We start from the raw sequence: 20584 nt of genomic DNA, 5'->3' as shown, positions 1-20584 counted from the left end.
TAATCCATATTTGCATTAATGTGAAATATCGATTGTGCAAAATGGGAAAAGTTCCGCATTGAGCTGCTGAATAAGCTCTGCTCGTTCGCGGTTTAGGAGTTTGCACAATCGATTTTTCAGGTTCATCTGGCATTCAGATTGAATCAATACTTGGGAGGTAGACCATGAAGAACAAACTGTTGGGCTGCATTGCCGGCCTTGCTCTGGCTGTCGGTCTTGCAACAAGTGCAAGTGCCGCAGAACCAACCATGGGTGTTGTTGTCAAGATTGGCGGCATTCCGTGGTTCAATGCCATGGAGAATGGCATCACCAAGCGTGCAGCCGAAATCGGCGTCAACGCAGAAATGATCGGTCCGGTTTCTGCCGACCCTGCTTTGCAGGTTCAGGCCATCGAAGATCTGATCGCCAAGGGTGTTGACGTGATTGGCGTCGTACCAAACGACGAAGCCGCTCTGGAACCGGTGCTCAAGAAAGCGCGCGACGCTGGGATCATTGTCATTTCCCATGAAGGACCCGGTCTGACGAATGTGGACTGGAACTTTGAGCTGGCATCCGCCGCTGGCTTTGGCGAAGCCCATGCCAAGCTGTTGGCCGAGAAAGCCGATGGTCCGGGGAAATATGCTGTTTATGTTGGCTCCCTGACTGTGCCTCTGCACAATGCCTGGGCCGATGCCGCCATCGCATGGATGTCGAAAAACCATCCAGAGCTTGAACTGGTAGGCGAACGGTATGGCGTTGCAGAGAATGTTGACGACAGCCGCTCCACCGCACTCGATCTGATCGCAGCCAATCCCGACCTCAAAGGCTTCCTCGCTTTTGGCAGTCAGGGACCGATCGGCGCAGGGCGCGCTGTTGAAGAACGTCGCAAAACCGGAAAAATCCATGTGCTTGGTCCATTCTCTCCGGGGCAGGGCCGCAAGATGGTGCACAAAGGCACACTTTTGGGCGGTTACATGTGGAATCCGGCGCAAGCTGGCGAAGTCTTCGTAACCCTTGGCAAAATGCTGGTCGAGGGCAAGGAAGTGAAATCCGGCATGGACATCCCGGGTCTTGGCGTTGTCGAGCCAATGGTTGAAGAGCGTGACATCATCACCGACAACCTGCTCGAAGTGAACAAGAGCACCGTGGACGGTCTGGCCGATATGGGCCTCTGAGACTATCCTCCAAGCAGAGCGGGCGCGCGAGGCAGCAATCAAGACAACAGCTATCTCGCGCGCCCATTTTCTCACAAGGTCAAGACACAATGACGAATGGCAATCGCGAGCAATTCGCGCTGCGTCTGAAGGGCATCTCCAAGGCATTTGGTGGCTTGCAAGCACTCGACAATGTGGATTTCGAAGTTCTGGCCGGCGAGGTCCATTGTCTCGCCGGAGAAAATGGCTGCGGCAAATCCACACTTATCAAGGTCATCACCGGTGTCTATCAGCCCGAACAGGCAGACCAAATGGAGTTGTTCGGCGAACAGCTCAACTCCATTTCACCCACTCAGGCCCGCGCCAAAGGCGTGTCGGTCATCTGGCAGGATCTGGCGCTCTTCCCGCATATGAGCGTTCAGGAAAATATCGCCTTTGACGATCTGGTTGGCTTGCGACCGCGTGGCGTTCATCGCGCTCACATGCGGGCACGCGCAAAGGCAGTCCTTGAACGCCTCGGCGTAGCCCTCGACATGGATATGGCGCTCGAAGCGTTGCCCATCGCCCAGCGGCAGATCGTGGCCATCGCCCGCGCCCTGATGAATGACGCCAAACTGATCTTCATGGATGAGCCAACGGCCTCCCTGACCAAGTCGGAAACCGACGCCTTGCTGGCCATTGTCCGCAAGCTGTCGTCCGATGGGGTTGCCGTGGTCTTTGTCAGCCATCGGCTGGCCGAAGTGATCGACATTGCATCGCGGGTGACTGTGCTCAGGGATGGCAAACTGGTCGGTGTCTATTCCACCGACACTATGACACAGGCCAAGCTTGGTGAGTTGATGACCGGGCAGACGATCGAGCATTCTGTTGATGCCCGCACTCTGACCGATGCCGAGCCGGTGCTTGAAGTGTCCCATCTCAGCCGCATCGGTGAATTCGAGGATGTCTCGTTGACCATTCGGGCCGGCGAGGTGGTCGGTCTCACTGGTCTGATCGGTGCGGGGCGCACCGAGCTGGCCCATGTGCTGATGGGCATGACCCGATCCGATACCGGTGCGATGACCCTTGATGGCCAGACCTATCAACCCTCCTCCATCCGCGACGCAATTCGCAAGGGCATGGCCTATGTCTCAGAGGATCGTCTGACACTGGGCTTGTTGCAAAAGCAATCCATCGCCGACAATACGGTGATCTCGGTGCTGCAAAAGCTGTTGATGAAAGTGCCGCTCATTTCCATGACCAAGAAGGAACAGCTGGTCAGCAGCTGGATCAAGGATCTCGGGGTCAAGATCGGCCATCAGGACGACCCGATTTCGTCCCTGTCCGGCGGCAACCAGCAGAAAGTGGTTCTTGCCAAGTGGCTGGCAACCGATCCGCGCTTGCTCATTCTCGATAGTCCCACGGTCGGCGTCGATGTCGGCGCTCGCGCCGGAATTTTCCGCATCGTGCGCAAGCTTGCCGAGAATGGCCTTGCCATTCTGCTCATCTCGGATGAGGTCACCGAGGTTATGTTCCATTCGGACCGGATTCTGCACATGGCCGATGGCCGCATCGTCGACGCGTATAATCCGCACGACATCACGGTGCCACAGCTGGAGGAGCGGATCTATGCATAGCTTCCTGCGTGACAACAAGATCGAAGTCCGCATGGCCGTGGTGCTTCTCGCCATCTGCCTTGCCCTGTCCCTTCTGACAGACAGCTTCTTCACTCTGGTCAATCTGACCTCACTTCTCAACAACAATGCGATTAACCTGATCTGGGCGGTCGGCCTGCTTGTGGTGCTGATAGCAGGCGGCATCGACATTTCCTTCGCCGTGGCTTCCTCGGTGGTGCAATATGTTGGCGTCCAGATCCTTTTCTCCCTTGATGGTGGCAATTGGGTCCTCGGGCTCACCATTTGTGCCATCATTGGCATCGGCCTTGGCCTGATCAACATGATCCTGATCCACACATTCCGGGTCGTCACCATTGTCATCACCATCGCCACCTACAATGCCTTTTTCGGTCTGTTGATGTTCTTCACCCGTGGTCGCAGCATCTATGACCTGCCCGATTGGCTGACCGATCGCATCTTCATCTTCGAGCATGAACTTGCCGATGGGTCATGGGCCGAGCTCAATCTCTCGGTCGGGGTGATGATCGTTTGTGTCATTGCCACATGGATCCTCATCCGCCGCACCAATCTTGGTCGCCAGCTCTATGCCTTTGGTGACAATCCCGAAGGGGCGCGACGGGCCGGGGTCAATGTGGCCGCCATGCAGGCGCTGGCCTTTGGCTGGATGGGCATGATGGCGGGCATTGCTGGTCTCATGCAGGTCAATATCGTGCAGGAAGTGGTCCCCAATGCCCTGTTTGGCCGTGAGCTTGATGTCTTGGCCGCGGTTGTTCTGGGCGGTGCCCGCCTTGGCGGCGGCAAAGGCTCGATCCTTGGCTGTGTCATTGGCGTGATGTTTGTTGCCGTCACCCAGAATGGTCTCAACCTGCTCGGCGTTTCGCCTTTCGCGTTCCAGATGATCATCGGTGCTGCCATTCTTGTGGCGATTTCAACGTCGAACCTCAACTTCTCCGATCTCTTCAAATTCAGAAGGGAGGCTGCAAAATGAGCAAGCAACCTTCAAAACGAACGTCGGTCTTCGGCTCGGACACCTCCGGCCTGCTGGTGCTACTGGTTGTCATCGCAGGGGCCTTCAGTCTGGCCGCTCCGCAATTTCTGACCGTCCCCAGCCTGTCCTCGATGGGCTATCAGCTGCCTTTGCTTGGCTTTTTGACGCTTGCCATGCTCGGGCCAGTCCTGTCCGGCGGCCTCAATCTGGCGATCATTTACACCGCCAACATTTCCGGCCTGACACTGGCTTGGGTCTTGCTGCAATTTGGTGGCCCGGACGCTGGTATCGAGGCGTTCATCATTGGCGTCATCGCAGCCATTGCAGTGGGCATGCTGGCCGGTGCCGCCATCGGAGCCATCGTCGCCTATGTCGGAGCGCACCCGATTCTGGTGTCGCTGGCCATGATGGTGTTCCTCAGAGGCTTGGGAGAGTTCCTGACTCGCGGCGGCGACATTTCCGGCTTCCCCGACTATATGCGGGTGATTGGTCATGGCAGCGTGATGGGCATTCCAGTGCCGTTCATCCTGTTCCTGCTGGTAGCGGTGGGCTGGCATATCCTGCTCAAGCGCACCCGTCACGGCTTTTCGGTCTATATGACCGGCTCCAACATCCAGGCCGCCGAATATGCGGGTCTTCATACCAAGCGAACCTTGGTGCTGATCTATGCTTTCTCGGGTCTGCTCTGCGCCATCGCTGGCATTCTGATGGCGGCGCGCTTCAACTCGGTGCGCGTTGGCCACGGCGAAGCCTTGTTGCTGATCACGGTTCTGGCCTGCTTCCTTGGCGGTGTTGATCCGTTCGGTGGGCATGGTCGGGTGGTGCCGGTGGTCATCTCGCTCTTCATTCTGCAAATCCTGTCCTCGGGCCTCAATCTGGTTGGTGCCAACCAGCATCTCGCCACCGCCGTGTGGGGGTTGTTCCTGATTGCGGTGATGATGCTCAGGTCTCATCACATCAAGATTTTAATCAGCTATTTAAGAAAGGAATGACCATGGAAGGCTTTGGCGTTCATACAAGCATGTGGACCATGAACTGGGACCGCGAAGGTGCCGAGCGTGCGGTGGCCGGTGCCAAGCAATATGGTGTCGATTTCATCGAAATTCCCATGCTCAGACCCCACGATGTAGATACAGACCATACCCGCAACCTGATCGAGAAGAATGCGCTGCGCGCCGTTTGTTCCCTCGGCCTGCCAGAAGAATGCTGGGCATCCGTCGCACCGGACAAGGCAATCGACTATCTCAAGCTGGCCGTTGACAAGACCAAGGCCCTCGGTGGAGAGGCCCTCAGCGGTGTCATCTATGGCGGCATTGGCCAACGCACCGGTGTGCCGCCCGTGCAGGCGGAATATGACAATATCGCCCGCGTGATGACTGAAATCGCCGCCTACGCCAAGAAGCTGGACCTGCAGCTTGGTATCGAGCCGGTCAACCGCTATGAGAATCATCTGATCAACACCGGTTGGCAGGCCCGCGACATGATCGAGCGGATCGGCGCGGACAATATCTTCATTCATCTCGATACCTATCACATGAATATCGAGGAGAAGGGGGCAGGCAACGGCATTCTCGACGCCCGCGATTATATCAAATATATTCATCTGAGCGAAAGCGACCGGGGGACCCCGGGCGAGGGAACCTGCGACTGGGATGAAATCTTTGCTACCTTGCGCGCCATCAACTTCAAGGGCGGGCTGGCAATGGAAAGCTTCATCAACATGCCGCCGGAAGTCGCCTATGGTTTGTCGGTCTGGCGGCCTGTTGCCAACAACCACGACGAGGTCATGTCCAAAGGCCTGTCTTTCCTGCGCAACAAGTCCGAGCAATATCATCTGATTTGATGGGATATCGATGAAACTGGATCAATTTGAAGCGCTGCTGTCCCGTGTCGACGCCTTGATGGATGGGCGACAGGGGCGGAAATTTGTTGCCATTGCCGGCGCTCCCGGCTCTGGCAAGAGCACCGCTGCCGATGCTTTGTATGAAGCGTTGGCAGCGCTGCATCCGGGCAAGGTGGCCGTCCTGCCAATGGACGGCTTCCATTATGATGATGCGGTTCTGCACGAAATGGGCAGGCGGCCATGGAAAGGCGCGCCGGATACCTTCGATGTCGGCGGTCTTCGCTCGGTGCTTCAGCGCTTGAAAGATCCCTCCGAGACTCGCGTTGCGGTCCCGGTCTTTGACCGGCAATTGGAAATCTCCCGTGGCAGCGCCCGGATTATCGCGTCTGATGTGGAACTCATTCTGGTGGAGGGCAATTATCTGCTGCTCAAGGATGAGCCATGGCGGCAACTGCATCCCTATTTCGACATGACGATCTTGATTGATGTGCCGGAAGAAGAGCTGCGTCGCCGTTTGCGCCGTCGCTGGGTGTGGTATGGCCTCAATGAGGAAGAAATCCAGCACAAGCTGGATGGCAATGACCTGCCCAATGGCCGTGCCGTGATTGAGCGTAGCATCGAGGCGGACATTGCCTACCGCTCGAACCGCTGACACCGTTATCCATTGCAAACACCAACAAAGACCCGGCTTCGCAATGAAGCCGGGTCTTTGTTATTGGCCTTGTCACAGGCCGCGACGTTCCGCCTACTGGAAGGGTTTGACATCGATCCAGAGCACGGCGTCCTGCGACAGCGCTTTGCCCTCATGCTCGGTCACCGGACCGGCGCCCAGACAGGCAAAGCCCCAGGTGCCAGCGCGCGGCAAGCCGAAGGTAAACAGGCCGCTGGGATCGGTAACCGCAACCATCGCACTGTCAGGGACCGGGCCTGAGGCGTCCTTGGAAAAGGCGTTCTTCTCCACATCAATGGCCGGATTGATATATTCGATCTCGCATTCAACGCCCGCCGCCGGCTTGCCTCCGGACAGCAATTGACCGGTGAAGGTGCCGCCAACAAAATTCTGATAGGGTTTGTTGAGCGGAACGATTTCGGTTGGCAGGCCAAGCGGCACATTCCAATCGGTTGGCATCGCCTTGTTGACGTAGCTTTTGGTGATCTGCTGGATATAGATGTCTTCGCTGCCTTCATAATAGGGGGCAGGGGTCAGGGCAAAGATATAGTCTCCATTGCGCTTGACTTTGTAGCTCGTCTCGAAGGCGTGCGCTTCGTTGTGGGCGCCCGTCCACATGATCGGCTTGAGGGTGGGAAGAAGATCTTTCTTCTTGCCCTTGAAATAGACATCAAAGGCGTCTGGCTTGCCCATATCCATCGCATGGCCATTTTCCATCGGATGGCCAAACATCAGTTTGAGCGGAATCTCCTGCGCCTTGTCCAGCATCACGTGCGGTGTATAGAGCAACTGAAAATGGGCGTTCGCCTGAGAGGTCATGGCAATGGCAGCAATGGCCACGCCGGAAAGGAGGGATTTCATGCATTCATTCCTTGTTTGCGCCTCCATCAGACCGCGAAAAGCCAAAGGCTTCCCGTTCGCCGAACAGCAGTCCGTCGGCGTTGATCTGATTTCGGAGTGTGAAACGGGTTGGAGGAGGGAGGCGATGCGTTGGCGTGGCTGGTGGACAAATGTCAGTCAACCGGGCCATCACATCGATGGATTGTGGCTGCCTTGGCAGCTACTCGACGATTTCGCTGCCGTCAATAGTCACTTCATGGCCGGGGCCTGCGTCAAAGATGACATGATAGTCCCCATCGGGCTTGTTGAACTCGAACTCGCTGTCTTCATTCATTTTGCCTTCAAGGATCAGCTTGTCGTCGCCATCATAGACAAGCAGCCCGACGCCGGATGCCGAGGAGCCGTCGGAGAAGCCGCCTTCGCACAGGACGGTGCCGTCGCCATTGTCGTAGCAGGCGCAAACGGGGGTATGGGCGAGGGCAGGACCACCAAGTGTCATCAAGCCAAACATCGAAAGGGCGATCAGTTGTTTCATTTGCGTTTTATCCCGAATAGTAGAAATACCTATAGTAAAAGTATCAAAGGGAACGAAAGTTACTTTTAAGAATCATTCCAAAAGACATCTTCTACTTTCAGAGAGGTGTAAATTTGAACCTTCTCCTCAACTTTTACTTTATTCTCGGTTCCGTTTGTTGTAAATAGTAATCATTCGCATTCTCATGCTGATCGTCCCGACCTCTCCTATCGGATGGCCATATGAGATAGCCTCTAGTGACCCGGTGCTTTCATGACCAAGATCCCAATGCAGGAAGAGCTGACTAAGCCTCTGACTTTAAACGATACCTTGCCCGGAACTCGGGTGCGTATCCGCAAGCATAATGCGGTCGGAGCGGTGCGGCAGCGGCTTCTGGATTTGGGCTTGATGCCCAACAGCTGTGTTGAGGTGGTCAGAGCGGCTCCCTTGAATGATCCCATAGAGCTGAGGTTGGACGCGACAGACATCACCTTGCGCCGCCGGGAAGCCGGGACAATAGAGGTGATCAGGGAGCTATCATGACCAAGCAAATCAAGGTCGCCCTGGCAGGCCAGCAGAATGCGGGAAAATCAACCCTGTTCAATGTCTTGACCGGTGCCAGACAGCATGTCGCCAATTATCCGGGGGTGACGGTCGACAAGAAGTATGGCCGCTACAATTTCGAAGGCCTCTCAGTCACAGCTGTGGACCTGCCGGGCACCTACAGTTTGACCTCCTTTTCGCTCGAAGAACGGGTCGCCAGAGACTTCCTGATCCGGGAGCGACCAGATGTCGCAGTCAATGTTGTGGATGCCTCCAATTTGCGCCGGTCGCTGCATTTGACGTTCCAGTTGCTGGAAATGGGGCTGAAGGCGGTGCTGGCCCTCAACATGATGGACATGGCGAAAAGGCGAGGCATTTCTGTCGATCTGGCAGGGCTCTCCAGGACACTGGGACTGGCGGTGGTGGAAACCATCGGGTCAAAAGCTGTGGGGCGGGATGCCCTGCGCGAAGCCATCTCTCACACGGCCCAAAGTGGACCACAGCCCGACTGCGCCATCGATTATGGGGCACTTGAAGCCCGGATCGAGCAGCTTGAAGAGTCTGTAGCCAGTTGTGCCACCAGTTGGAATTTGCCTGCACGCTGGCTGGCCATCAAGCTCCTTGAACAGGACAGTCAGGCCCAGACGTTGTTGGCTGAAACGATTGGCTCGGCCGAGGCTGCTCCGATCCTTGAAGCGGCCAGAAGCATGGCGGCGTCTTTTGAAGTGGCTGAAGGTCTCTCGGCATCCGATCATGTCATAGCGATGCGCGATCAACAGGTACAAAGGCTGCTCGATGCCCATGTGGAGGGCGGCCAGAATGCCGGGGAATCCGTTTCCAACAAGATCGACCGGGTGGTCCTCAATCGCTGGGCGGCACCGGTCTTTCTGGTCTTCACCGTTTTCATGATCTATCAGATTTCCATTGTCTGGGGATATGAGCTGACCAATCATACATGGCCATTCCTTGCCAGCTTGCGCGAAATCATGGCGGGCCTGTTGCCCGATGCGGGGTTTCTGGAAGACCCTTACAGCCGCTCCATGGGGTTGTGGCTGGTGGATTCGGCCAACACCCTGCTCAATTATGTACCGATCTTCATCATCCTGTTTGCGCTGATCGCGATTCTGGAAGATTCCGGCTATATGGCCCGGATTGCCTTCATTCTGGACAAGATCCTCCATCGGTTCGGCCTGCATGGCCAGAGCACGCTGCCGCTGATCCTTGGTGGTGTATTTGCCGGGGGCTGCGCGGTGCCGGGCATCATGTCGACCAAGGGCATCCCGGACAACCGTGCCCGCATGGCGACAATCTTTGCCGTGCCCTTCATGAATTGTCTGGCCAAAGTGCCGCTTTATACCCTGCTGCTCGGCATCTTCTTCGTCGAAGACAAGTCGCTGATGATGTTCTACATCTCGACCATGACCATCATTTTTGCGCTGCTGGTTTCGAAACTGCTCACCGTTACCGTGCTCAGAGGGCAGGAAACCTCCCCCTTCGTGATGGAGTTGCCCGCCTACCATATGCCAACACTCACCGCAGTATTGCGCCGCTCTTTCGAGCGCACATGGATCTATCTCAAGAAGGTTGGCACCATCGTCGTTGCCGTTGCCGTGGTCGTCTTCACCCTGCTGCAGTTTCCCGGCCTGTCGGATGAGCGCATGGATGACTTCAAGGCCCAAGGGATGGCTGCCATCGAGGCGTTTCAGGCCAAGATGAGCGGCAATGCCTATGAAGAATTTGCCGGCAACGCCCACATTGTTGGATTGGTCAATTATTACACCGACTTCAAGCGGGCCAAGCTGAATGCCTCCGGCGCTGAGGCCTCAAAGGCCGTGAATGACACCTTTCAGGCCCGCAACCCGGATTACTTCGCGTTGGTCAAAGCACCGAAAGGCGACAAGCAGGCCAAGGCAGCCGGGAAGGCTCTGAAAAAACTGGTCAAGACCCGCAAGTCGATCCGCCGGGTCATGAAAGAGGCACGGATTACCAACTCCGTTCTCGGCATGGTCGGCCGGTCGATGGAACCTGTGACGCAATTTGCCGGCTTCGACTGGAAGATCAATGTGGCTTTGTTGTCCTCCTTTGCCGCTCGCGAAAGCTCGGTTGCCACCCTCGGGGTCCTGTTCCAGCAGGATGAAGATCAGAATGCCACGCTGGAACAACGCATGGGAGCCGAGACCGAAGCTGCTGGCGCCACCGCCTTGCTGGCCGTTTCGATGATCCTGTTTTTTGCGCTTTATCCGCCTTGTCTGGCGACCACCGTCATGGTCAAGGTCCAGACCGGATCCTACAAATGGATGCTGTTTGCCATTCTGTTTCCCACCATGCTGGGGCTGACGGTTTCAAGTCTTGTCTTCACCATTGGTCACATGACCGGGGTGACCGGTATTCAGATGATGACCATGGTTTATCTGTCGGCACTGGCCTTACTGATCCTTGTGGGACTTGTCAGTGGGCGCAATGAAGCGAGACGCGGGAGGATGGGACAATGATGATGATGGCACATGCGGCTGAGAGCGCCACCTCCACCTTGCTTGAGAGCAGCAGAGGCAGTCTCTGGGATCTGTTGCCCGTCGCTCTGATTGTGGCCGTGGCGCTGTTCTATCTCTATCGCAAACTCTGGGCCAAACGCGGAGCCTGTTCCGATTGCACCTCTGGCGGTCCGACCTGCTCGGCCTGCGTGCCCGGTGAGATCGAGTTCGACACCAAAACGCCCCTTAAAAGACCCGTTGGCAAAACCGACGCATAATCGCTGCGCCGGGCAACAGAAAGGTCTCAGCAGAAAGGTCTCAGTTGAGGCCCGCCACGTTGCCATGGGATAGCCGCTTTAATAAGGAAATCAATGCCAGCGGGATCAGGGTGGTGATGACAACCGCCGAGAAGGCCATTGCCATCCCAAGCCCCATCGACCCCTGATCAAATTGTTGCCAGATGAAAACGGCGATGGTCTGAAAACCGACCGGAGCCACCAGCAGAGACGCAACCAGTTCGCGCGAGGCCACTGCAAAGACGAGGATCATCGCGGTGATCATGCTGGGCAGGATCAGCGGCAGGATGATCCGCCAGAAGGCTCGCAAAGGCCCCGAGCCGGAGACCCGCGCTGCGGCTTCCAGATTGTCACCCAACTGATGCAATGAGGCAGTCGCATAGCGCACCGGCTGCGGCAACAGGATACAGATATAGGCCAGCAACAGAATGAAGGGCGTGTTGTAAGGGGTGATTGGCAGCCATGGCTGATTCCATGCCAGAATGATGCCAACGGCCACCACGACGCCGGGCAGGGCATTGGGTGTGATCGACAACCCATCGAGCACAATGCGCAAGCGCCCACGCCCCTTGACCACCGAATAGGCGGTGATTGCCCCCAGAAGCCCCGCAAAAAGCGCAGTGACTGCGCCCAACGTCAGCGAATTGCCAAGGGCCACCAGCCCATCACTGCCGACACCGAGCAACTGCTGGAAATTGTCAAATCCGAGATTCGACAAGGCGAGCCCACCGGAAATGGTGCGCGACAAGGCCGTTGCCAAAATGGCAAGGATTGGCAAGCCGGTGGCGAGAAAGGCGACAAAGGCGAACCACAAGGTCAACGGCCATCGCCAGACACCCAGATCACGCTTGTCATTGGCCTGTGGCTTGCCGCCAATGATGCGATAGTCCCGCCGGGTCAAAAGCCAGCGTTGCACCATGAAGGCAGCCAGCGCCAGCAGCACGAGAACCAAAGACAGGGTTGCTGCTCCGGGCAGATCGATTGGCCATTCGGATATTCGGTTTTCAATGCCCGTCACCAGCACTTCAAAGCCGATCCGGCGACCAAGGGCGGCAGGGGTGCCATATTCCTCGATCGACATGGCAAAGACCAGCAGCAAACTTGCCGCCAACCCCGGCATCGCCAGTGGGAAGGTGATGCGCCAGAAGGACCGCCACTGGCCCGCTCCGAACACCCGCCCCACATCGCTATAGCGTGCGCCAATGGTCTCGAAAGTCCGCGACAGCACGAAATAGACGACTGAGAAGGTATTCAGTCCCATGATGATCATGATACCGGGCACCGAGAAGAGCAGAGGGGCCAGATTGATGCCTGTCAGTTGTTCCAGATACCCCCGCGGCTGCAAGGTCATGATCCAGCCAAGGGCAGCAATATAGGGGGGAATCATGAAGGGGATCAGCAGGATCGCGTCCCAGATCAGCGCACCGGGAATGCGATAAAGCGCCCGCAAGGCTGCCAGTGGCACTGCCAACAGGGCCGCGCAAAAGAGGGTGCCACCCCCCAAAAACAATGTATTGCGACCAAGCCCGATCAACTCGGGGTCCGCGAGCGTCTTGAGAAAGAGCGAGAAAGGAGCGGCAAAAGAGCCGCTCCCGATGTTGGGAAAAATCGCCTGAATGACGATGAAGAGGACGGGGATGGCAACAATCACCATTAGACCGATGGTGGCGATCCATCTTAGCAGTGCACTGCCTTCGGCGCCTGATGTTATCGCCCCCCGTGCCATCAGTTGAAGATGCCCTTGAAACCAGCCAGAACGTCTTCACGGGATGGCGCACCATCCTTGGACAGAAGCTTCAGGTCACCGATCAGTGGGCGATCAACCTTGATGTCGGTGCGTGATGGCATCAGATAGACCTTGGCCACTTCGTTCTGACCTTCCGCAGACAGAACATAGTCGATGAATTTTTGGGCTTCTTCCTGCTGTTTGGAGGATTTGAGGATCATCATCGGCCGTGGAGCGACCACGGTGCCGGAGGTCGGGAAGATGGCTTCCACGCTCTCGCCTTTGGCCGCAGCTCCCATGGTGATGTAATCAACACCAGCGAAGACAGCCGCTTTTGCGCCCTGCAGAACCGGGTTCAGAGCTGCTTTGTTGGCACCAGCAACAATCGCGCCATTGGCCTTGAGGCCCTCGAGCACATCGGTCATGCCGTTGGCGGTGAAGGCTTCAACCAGCGTATAGGTGCCACCGGACGCTGCCGGATCCGGCAAGGTGACAAGATCCTTGTATTCTGGCTTGGCCAGATCGGACCAGTCGGCCGGTTTCGGAGTGCCGGACTTCGAGTTCCAACCAATGATGATACCGGCGACACCCTGCGCGACAGCGCCGTTGGTTTTCAGAAAGTCAGGCACGGTTTCAGCATTCGGGCTGGCATAAGGCAGCAACAGACCCTTGGCTTCAAAGTCGGTGGCGGTGCCCCAGCTGGCAGAAACAACCACGTCTGCGACAGGATTGGCGCTTTCGGCTTCCAGACGGGCCATCACCTTGCCGGTTGTTGCCTGAAACAGGTTGGCCTTGATACCGGTCTTGGCGGTGAAACCCTTGATCAGGTTTTTGGCCAGAGAACCGGGGCCTGCGGAATAAACGGTGATGTCCGCATGAGCGGCAGTGGTTGCCATCAGGCCGGCGGCCAGGGCGAGGATCAGGTTACGCATGTCAGTCTCCAATCTGTAAGTTAAGGCGCGGCCGGGAACCAGCGCAGGTCGTTCGGGGAATAGGTCAGGTCCAGCATGGCGCCGGGATTTGCTTTGGTCGGGCTGAGCAAGCGGATCAGGTGATCCGTGCCACAGATCTTCAAGGTGAGTGCGCTGCCCGTGGTCCGGGTCTGGCTGCGCATCACTTCGGCTTTCAGGCTTTGCGCGCCCGAACCATCCAGCCGCAGGGCTTGTTCGGGCAGCAACACTTGGGCCCGCTCGCCGGTCATTGCTGCAAACCCGTTGGCGGGCAGGGTGATGTTCGATGGGTCGAGAACCCAGCCATCGACAGTCCGTCGTGCTGGCAACAGGCTACCGAGCCTTAAAAAATCAGCCACTCCGGCGGTCGCCGGCGCATGGATCAACACATCAGGCGATGCCAGTTGCTCGATCCGTCCGCCCTGCATCACAGCAACCTTGTTTGACAGGGTCAGCGCCTCGGAATGATCATGCGTAACATAAACCGCACTGAGATTGAGATCGGCAACCAGATCGCCCAGTTCATCAATCATCGTCTCGCGCAGTTCGCGGTCGAGGTTCGACAAAGGCTCATCAAACAGCACCAACGGCGGCTCGGCGACAATCGCCCGTGCAATCGCCACCCTTTGTTGCTGACCGCCAGACAGATCCGACGGGCGGCGTTCGGCCATGGCGCCAAGACCAACCCGGTCAAGGGCAGCCATCACGCGGGCTTTGCAGTCGGCCGCCGGCACTCTTTGCATTTCCAGCGGGAAGGCCACATTGCGGGCGACCGAGAGATGCGGCCAGAGGGCATAATCCTGAAACACCATGCCAAGACCACGCTTTTCTGGTGGATGGGCAATGCCCCCGTTGCGGTCGGCAACAATCCGTCCGGCAATATCAATCTGTCCTGCATCGGGCATCAGCAAACCGGCAATCAGCCGCAGCAAGGTTGTCTTGCCACAGCCGGACGGTCCCAACAGTCCCAGCACCTGCCCCGGTGCCAGATCGACATCTATGTCGAACAGCACCTGGCTTTCGCCATAGCTCATGGAAAGCGCCCGAATGCAAAGGGCCAAGGGAGAGGCGGAGGATAGGGACATGCAAAAATGGCTTGATCAAAGTTGGATTGGAAAAGAGTCAGTGCGTTCTAAAATGTGTTAATGACAATTGTGTATCCGTTTTGTGACAGGGAAATGAAGCTGTCGGCCACGGCTTGAAACCGTCGGACAGTCTGATCCGATGACAAGCCGGTTGGCTTTCAGCACCAAATCCGGTTACAAGGCTTGATCTGGCAAATACACTTCAGGCGTGGGGGATCCACATGACCATGAGATCGTTTCCGGCAGACCATGCCACCAATCTGGCTGAAGAGATGGGCGGGCGGGCGCGCCTGTCGCTGCCCGTTGCGCCGGACCACATCTTCGCCATCGGCGATGTCCATGGCTGTCTCGATGTGCAGCAAAAAATGGAGGCCCGTATCCTTGAAATCGCTGCCGATTTGAAAGGGGCCAAGTTGATCCTTTATCTCGGAGATTTGGTGGATCGCGGGATGGACAGCAAGGGTGTGCTCGATCACTGTCTGTCAGAATTGCCCGATGGCATCGAGCGGCTCAGCCTGTGCGGCAACCATGATCAGGCCTTTCTCGAATTCATCAATCAGCCCGACCTTGAAGCCCACTGGCTCGACTGGGGCGGTCGTGAAACGCTGATGTCCTATGGCATTGATGTCGACAAGCTGGTTGCGAAGGAAGGATCCAAGGCTGACTTGAAGGCTGAATTAGAAACGCGCATTCCGCCAGAACATATCGCTTACCTTGAAGCCTTGCCTTTGTCGCTGACCATTCCCGAGGCTCATTTCGTTCATGCAGGTTTGCGCATTGGCGTGCCAATAGAAGCGCAAGAAGAAACGGATATGCTCTGGATCCGGGACGAGTTTCTCGTGAAGGAGCAGGCCTCCGACCGGTTGGTCATTCATGGCCACAGCCCCGCGCCGATGCCGAGGATGGGCAAGGGTCGCATAGGCATCGACACCAAGGCGGTGGGTGGTGGTCCATTGACCTGCTTGCATCTGCATCAGGGCAAGCATCGGTTCATGACCGTGGTCACCGATAGTTGCGCCCTGAGATAGGCCGCAAGATCATACGCTACGGGAGCGGATCAGGGCATCCGGGTCAACTCCCGGATCACCTCTTCCATGAAAATGAAGAACAGGGTGCGGTTCTTCTCATAGGGTTTGAGGCCGCGCGATTGGACCTCCCGCGTCAGGCAGAAGATCTTGTCATATTGCCGGATCAGGTTGGGATTATACTCCTCAACGATCAGAGCAACGCTGCCTCCCTTTTCCTCGCTGTCCTTGTAGATATCGGCAAAGCTCTTGAAGCTGCCGGTGACAGTCAGGATCAGCAGCAGGCTGTTGTCATCGATCATCGTGCGGGCCGACCATTCGTCCGGCACCGCAATGGTGGCCTTGTTGCTGCAGGTTTTGAGGCGATATTCAAAATACTGGGCGCAAACATAGGATGGCCCATAGCCCAGCAATACCAGCTTGTCCTTCTCGGCAATCAGCTTGGCAACGTCGCGCACCTTCTGGCTGTCAAAGGTCTGAATGAAGCTTTCCAGCCGATCAAGCTCGGAGGAATGATCAGCGCGCAATTGGGTGCGGCCATAGAGAAAATCCAGATATTGCTTATAGTTTGTGAAGCCGAGCTTCTTGGTGAATTTCGAGATTTTTGACACCGAACAATTGCATAAAGCGGCGGCGTCGGTGATGCGGATCGTATCGACATACTTGCTCTGATCGGTCAGAGCCGCGTGGATTTTCTTCTCCAGTGGATTGAGAATGCCAAAGTCGATATTGATCATACGCGCCATCCTGTCTGCATTGTCCGGCTATCGTAGCAAGTCTCGACCTGAAAGGATAGGCAAAATGGAAAATTTTCCGTTATTGTTTCGGAAAATTTTCCATAAACACACCAAATAGTGCATAAAAATAGAAAATCTCCCGATCTATTTTGAATAATTTTCCATTGAGTCCTACCCTCCTGTCAGAACGAAGGAAACTTTTCAGCTTGCTTGAGTGACGTGGCCGCTCTCCACAGGTCTGACCTCAAGCGAGCAGGAACTGACCGCCATCCGCGTTGCAAAATCCCCGCACGGATGGTTCTAACAGGAGAATTACATTGGACGCCGTCACGCTTCTGGACCAACTTGCAACCATCATACCCGCCGAACAGATCAACACCGATCCGGATGCCTTGTATGACGCGTCTGCGGACCGCTACAAGAAATACGCCAAGGCGCGCAAGGTTCTCGACGTTCCGGCCCCCATTGCCATCGTCTATCCGGGCGATGCCGAGGAAGTCGCAAAAATCCTGTCATTCTGCAACGCCAACAATATCAATGTCATTCCACGTGCCGGCATGACCGCAACCGAAGGCGGGCTGGAAAACTGGAAAGACGTGACCTTGGTCGTCGACACGTTGAAGCTCGACAAGATCATCAAGCTTGACCCTTATAACAGCCAGGCCACGGTGCAGGCCGGTGTGCCTTTGCAGCAGCTGGAAGACGAGCTGCGCAAAATCGGTTTCACCACCGGTCATTCGCCCCAATCCAAACCAGTAGCCAAATATGGCGGTCTGGTCGCCACCCGCTCGATCGGTCAGTTTTCGACCCTTTATGGCGGCATCGAGGATATGGTGGTCGGTCTGGAAGCGGTGTTTCCTGATGGCACCATTTCGCGCATCAAGAATGTCTCCCGGCGCGCTGGTGGCCCGGACATTCGTCATATCGTCATCGGCAATGAAGGCGCGCTCTGCTACATCACCGAAGTCACCATCAAGATTTTCAAATATTATCCGGACAACAACAAATTCTACGGTTATCTGGTCAAGGATGTGGAGACCGGTATCAAGATCCTGCGTGAAGTGATGGTCAACGGCTTCCGGCCCTCCGTCGCCCGCGTCTATTCCGAAGAGGATGCCGCCCAGCATTTTTATCACTTCCACGATAACAAATGCGTCCTGCTCTTCATGGTAGAAGGCCCCAAAGGCATTGTCGAGGCAACCGGCACAGGCATCGAAGCCGCCGTCGAGACCTTCAAGGATGGCATCATCCAGCAGGTGGACAGCGCGTTGATTGCCAACTGGTTCAATCGTCTCAACTGGTCCCAGAAGGACATTGACGACGAGTTTGAAGAGATGCGCAAAAGCGACAGTCATGCCGGTTACACCACCGAGATCTCGGCGGATTGGGAAACTATTCCCATCATCTACGACCGGGTCATCGCTCGCATCCGCGACGAATTCGAACGGGCCACAGATCTCACCATGTTGGGCGGGCATTCCTCCCACTCCTACATCAACGGCACCAACATGTATTTCGTCTACAATTACGACATCCATTGTGCGCCAGAAGATGAGTTGCTTGCCTATCACCATCCGATCCAGAAGATCATCGTGGAAGAGACCATCAAGCATGGCGGCTCCATGTGCCACCATCACGGCATCGGCAAATATCGCTCCGAGTGGACCAGAGATGAACATGGCTCGGCCTATTACATGCTCGAAAAGCTCAAGCAGGCCTTTGATCCAAACGGCATCATGAACCACGGGACCATTTTCCCGCAGGATGAAGTCAACAAATACATCTATCAGGACGAAAACTAAGTCACATCAAAGGGTGGGCGTTCGGGGCGATATCCCGCACGTCTGCCCAACCGGATCGGGGCGCAGCTTCCCTGACACCGACAAGGCCATCACCTTGCCAAGGGCAGGATCCCCCGACCAAACCAACATTGATCAAACCAACAGCGACGAGAAGAATGGGAGGCATTGCTTCGCGTCGCTTGTGTTCATTGTCTCTATGTCGGGAGGACATTCATGCCCAAGGAAAATCTACGGCGTTACTTCCAGTTCTTTCTGGTTTTGCTAGCCGCCGGTGCCATCTATCCGGTGATCTATCTGCGCACCAATTATCAGGAAACGATTCTCGAAGTTTACAATCTGCCGCTGACCAGCCTCAATGACTTCTACTCGGTGCTTGGCACCGCCTATATCATCGGCTATCTGCCCTCGGGCTATCTGGCAGACAAATTCTCTGCCAAATGGCTCATTTCCACGTCGCTGGCCGGGGTTGCCCTGTGTGGCTTCTGGTTCGGCACAGTGCCATCGGAAGGCTCGGTCAAGATTGTCTTCTTCCTCTGGGGCTTCTTCTCGGTCTTCACCTTCTGGTCTTCCCATATGAAACTGGTCAAGATGCTGGCCAAACCGGAAGAGGTTGGTCGCTTCTTTGGGGTGCTGGATGGTGGCCGCGGCGTGGTAGAAGCCTTGATGGGCACAATCGGTCTGGCAGCTTTTGCCTGGATCCTTGGCAACAGCATCGAGATTGCCGACAAGCGCGAAGCGCTGGTCGCTGTCATCAATATCTTCTCCGTCATTGTGCTGGCTGCTGCCGTTCTGATTGCCTTCTTTGTCGAGAGCGACGAACAGCTCAAAGAGCATGCCGTTGCCTCCGGTCAACATAGCGACGATGACAAGTTCCGCTTGGCCGATTGCGGCAAGCTGCTGACCAACAAGTATGTCTATTTGATGGGCGCCATCATCTTCATGGGCTATACCGTCTTCTGGACTGTCTATTATCTGGGTGGCTTCCTGCAGACCAATGTCGGCATGGATGCGGTCAGTGTGGCAACCGTCACCGCAATCGTCCTCTGGATGCGCCCGGTCGGTGGCTTCATTGGGGGCTTCATGGCGGACCGTATTGGCCGGGCCTATACCAACGCTGTGGCCATCACGGGTGCCGTGTCTCTGCTTGTGATCCTTGTCATGATGCCCACAAGCTTGTCGGCCACTCTCTTCTCGGCTCTGATCATCCTGCTGGGGGCCTTCCTCTATGCGGTGCGTGGCACCTATTGGTCACTGCTCGGCCAGTCACAGATCGAAGCCGTGATGATGGGCACCGCCATCGGCCTTATCTCGTTGATCGGCTATCTGCCGGATATCATCCTGCCGCAGCTCAACTCCTATCTCTGGACCACCTATGGCGATCAGGGAGGCTACACGGCCTACTTCCTCGTCTCGGCGGCGCTTGGGGTGATCGGCATCCTTCTGGCCATCATCTATGAACGCCTGAACAAGGTCGACGCGAGGGTCACCTCCGCTGCGGCAAAGGCTCCGAGCGGCGTGGTGGTGCAAGGCTGATGAAGCTTGTCTGTGTCGCCCGCTTTGTCCCGGATGGTGACTGGATGGATCCTTTTGGAAACAGCCAGTCCACCATCCGGGGTGAGATCACCATCCGGGATGGCTGCCACAGAAGGCTGTGTCCAGACGATGCGGCAGCCCTAGGCTTCGCTTTGTCTCTGCGCCAACAGATACCGGATTTGTCTCTTCACCTGTTGGCTCTGGCCACCTCAGCAGCGCTTCCCCACATCGAGGACATCCTGCGGCTGGGGGTGGACAAGGCGACCCTGCTACCACAAACCGTGATGGCAACAAGCGACACAGTTACTCTGGCAAAGATGGTCGGTAGCAGTCTTCCCGCTGCCGACTATGACTGGATCCTCACCGGAAGTGATACCCATGGCCAAGCGGCGGCCCCTTTGGCCCCGGCTCTGGCGGGCGTCCTCGGGATCGACCATCTCTCCGGCATCTGCCGGGTTGATGACACCCGTTTCACCAAGCATTGCGGCGAATTGGAACGGCGGGAAGGGCGCTTTGTGACACGTTACGCGGTGCGTGGGCCTGCCATTCTTGGCTTTGACGCACGCAGTGACTATGCCTTGCCCTATGTCCGTCTCAAGGATCGGGCCAAGGATGTCTCGCACAGATTGCGCTGTCCAGGCGACATGATTGAAGGGCCTGAAGAGGCAAACACACAGCCATGCGACGCTGTCATCCGTTTGACAGGTCTCATGAAACGGCAAAAACGACGCAAAAACCCACGCAAGGTTGACCTGAATGACGAGGGCATCGCGCAGGTCTATCACTATCTGTGCGAAGAGAGACTGATCTGA

General features: G+C 56.4%; 19 protein-coding genes. 13 read left to right on the top strand and 6 right to left on the bottom strand.

Features of this window, described 5'->3' with window-relative positions:
- Positions 1 to 248: 248 nt before the first annotated feature.
- From FDK21_RS11040 to FDK21_RS11015, 6 genes are all read left to right on the top strand, one after another.
- Positions 249 to 1154: a substrate-binding domain-containing protein gene (locus tag FDK21_RS11040; protein WP_245418363.1), complete on the top strand. Its 906-nt coding sequence runs from the start codon at positions 249 to 251 to the stop codon at positions 1152 to 1154.
- A gap of 89 nt (positions 1155 to 1243) precedes the next feature.
- On the top strand, positions 1244 to 2749 hold the full coding sequence (locus tag FDK21_RS11035) for a sugar ABC transporter ATP-binding protein (RefSeq protein WP_138148542.1): 1506 nt from the start codon (positions 1244 to 1246) through the stop codon (positions 2747 to 2749).
- Positions 2742 to 3737, top strand: coding sequence for an ABC transporter permease (locus FDK21_RS11030; protein ID WP_114007770.1), 996 nt, complete (start codon positions 2742 to 2744; stop codon positions 3735 to 3737). Before FDK21_RS11035 ends, FDK21_RS11030 begins: the two co-directional genes overlap by 8 nt.
- Positions 3734 to 4729: an ABC transporter permease gene (locus FDK21_RS11025; RefSeq protein WP_138148541.1), complete on the top strand. Its 996-nt coding sequence runs from the start codon at positions 3734 to 3736 to the stop codon at positions 4727 to 4729. Before FDK21_RS11030 ends, FDK21_RS11025 begins: the two co-directional genes overlap by 4 nt.
- 2 nt (positions 4730 to 4731) lie before the next feature.
- Positions 4732 to 5580, top strand: coding sequence for a sugar phosphate isomerase/epimerase (locus FDK21_RS11020; protein ID WP_114007768.1), 849 nt, complete (start codon positions 4732 to 4734; stop codon positions 5578 to 5580).
- A 10-nt stretch (positions 5581 to 5590) separates the two neighbouring features.
- Entirely contained in the window at positions 5591 to 6232 is a 642-nt protein-coding gene (locus FDK21_RS11015; RefSeq protein WP_138148540.1) for a nucleoside/nucleotide kinase family protein, read from the top strand.
- A 93-nt stretch (positions 6233 to 6325) separates the two neighbouring features.
- On the opposite strand, the gene FDK21_RS11010 is transcribed toward FDK21_RS11015, so the two are convergent.
- Both FDK21_RS11010 and FDK21_RS11005 read right to left on the bottom strand, forming a co-directional pair.
- Positions 6326 to 7111: a DUF4198 domain-containing protein gene (locus tag FDK21_RS11010; protein ID WP_138148539.1), complete on the bottom strand. Its 786-nt coding sequence runs from the start codon at positions 7109 to 7111 to the stop codon at positions 6326 to 6328.
- Positions 7112 to 7310: 199 nt separating this feature from the next.
- Positions 7311 to 7625 (bottom strand): hypothetical protein, encoded by a 315-nt coding sequence (locus tag FDK21_RS11005; RefSeq protein WP_114007765.1) that lies wholly within the window; start codon positions 7623 to 7625, stop codon positions 7311 to 7313.
- Positions 7626 to 7877: 252 nt separating this feature from the next.
- Here FDK21_RS11005 and FDK21_RS11000 point away from each other — a divergent pair, with 252 nt between their 5' ends.
- The 3 genes from FDK21_RS11000 to FDK21_RS10990 are packed head-to-tail and all read left to right on the top strand — an operon-like array spanning position 7878 to position 10896.
- On the top strand, positions 7878 to 8147 hold the full coding sequence (locus FDK21_RS11000; RefSeq protein WP_114007764.1) for a FeoA family protein: 270 nt from the start codon (positions 7878 to 7880) through the stop codon (positions 8145 to 8147).
- Entirely contained in the window at positions 8144 to 10639 is a 2496-nt protein-coding gene (gene feoB / locus FDK21_RS10995) for a ferrous iron transport protein B (RefSeq protein ID WP_138148538.1), read from the top strand. Before FDK21_RS11000 ends, feoB begins: the two co-directional genes overlap by 4 nt.
- Positions 10636 to 10896 (top strand): hypothetical protein, encoded by a 261-nt coding sequence (locus FDK21_RS10990; RefSeq protein WP_138148537.1) that lies wholly within the window; start codon positions 10636 to 10638, stop codon positions 10894 to 10896. Before feoB ends, FDK21_RS10990 begins: the two co-directional genes overlap by 4 nt.
- A gap of 40 nt (positions 10897 to 10936) precedes the next feature.
- On the opposite strand, the gene FDK21_RS10985 is transcribed toward FDK21_RS10990, so the two are convergent.
- The 3 genes from FDK21_RS10985 to FDK21_RS10975 are packed head-to-tail and all read right to left on the bottom strand — an operon-like array spanning position 10937 to position 14675.
- Complete coding sequence (locus FDK21_RS10985; protein WP_138148536.1) at positions 10937 to 12640, bottom strand: iron ABC transporter permease; 1704 nt, start codon at positions 12638 to 12640, stop codon at positions 10937 to 10939.
- On the bottom strand, positions 12640 to 13572 hold the full coding sequence (locus tag FDK21_RS10980) for an extracellular solute-binding protein (protein WP_138148535.1): 933 nt from the start codon (positions 13570 to 13572) through the stop codon (positions 12640 to 12642). The genes FDK21_RS10985 and FDK21_RS10980 overlap by 1 nt, the downstream gene beginning before the upstream one ends.
- Positions 13573 to 13592: 20 nt before the next feature.
- Entirely contained in the window at positions 13593 to 14675 is a 1083-nt protein-coding gene (locus FDK21_RS10975; protein ID WP_138148534.1) for an ABC transporter ATP-binding protein, read from the bottom strand.
- Positions 14676 to 14896: 221 nt separating this feature from the next.
- Between FDK21_RS10975 and FDK21_RS10970 the strand changes: the two genes are divergently transcribed.
- Positions 14897 to 15703 carry a metallophosphoesterase gene (locus tag FDK21_RS10970; RefSeq protein ID WP_138148533.1) on the top strand — a complete coding sequence of 269 codons (807 nt, stop codon included), beginning with the start codon at positions 14897 to 14899 and terminating at the stop codon, positions 15701 to 15703.
- A gap of 29 nt (positions 15704 to 15732) precedes the next feature.
- Here the strand turns inward: FDK21_RS10970 and FDK21_RS10965 are convergent, their stop codons facing one another.
- Positions 15733 to 16437 carry an SIS domain-containing protein gene (locus FDK21_RS10965; RefSeq protein ID WP_138148532.1) on the bottom strand — a complete coding sequence of 235 codons (705 nt, stop codon included), beginning with the start codon at positions 16435 to 16437 and terminating at the stop codon, positions 15733 to 15735.
- A gap of 317 nt (positions 16438 to 16754) precedes the next feature.
- Between FDK21_RS10965 and FDK21_RS10960 the strand changes: the two genes are divergently transcribed.
- From FDK21_RS10960 to FDK21_RS10950, 3 genes are all read left to right on the top strand, one after another.
- On the top strand, positions 16755 to 18239 hold the full coding sequence (locus FDK21_RS10960; RefSeq protein ID WP_171022036.1) for an FAD-binding oxidoreductase: 1485 nt from the start codon (positions 16755 to 16757) through the stop codon (positions 18237 to 18239).
- A 213-nt stretch (positions 18240 to 18452) separates the two neighbouring features.
- Positions 18453 to 19772, top strand: a complete 1320-nt coding sequence (locus FDK21_RS10955) for an MFS transporter (protein WP_138148531.1) — start codon at positions 18453 to 18455, stop codon at positions 19770 to 19772.
- Positions 19772 to 20584 carry a hypothetical protein gene (locus FDK21_RS10950; protein ID WP_138148530.1) on the top strand — a complete coding sequence of 271 codons (813 nt, stop codon included), beginning with the start codon at positions 19772 to 19774 and terminating at the stop codon, positions 20582 to 20584. The genes FDK21_RS10955 and FDK21_RS10950 overlap by 1 nt, the downstream gene beginning before the upstream one ends.

This window comes from Cohaesibacter sp. CAU 1516, assembly GCF_005771485.1.
GTDB lineage: Bacteria > Pseudomonadota > Alphaproteobacteria > Rhizobiales > Cohaesibacteraceae > Cohaesibacter > Cohaesibacter intestini.
The sequence above is the reverse complement of the archived record's forward strand: the minus strand, read 5'-3'. Positions and strand labels throughout refer to the sequence as shown.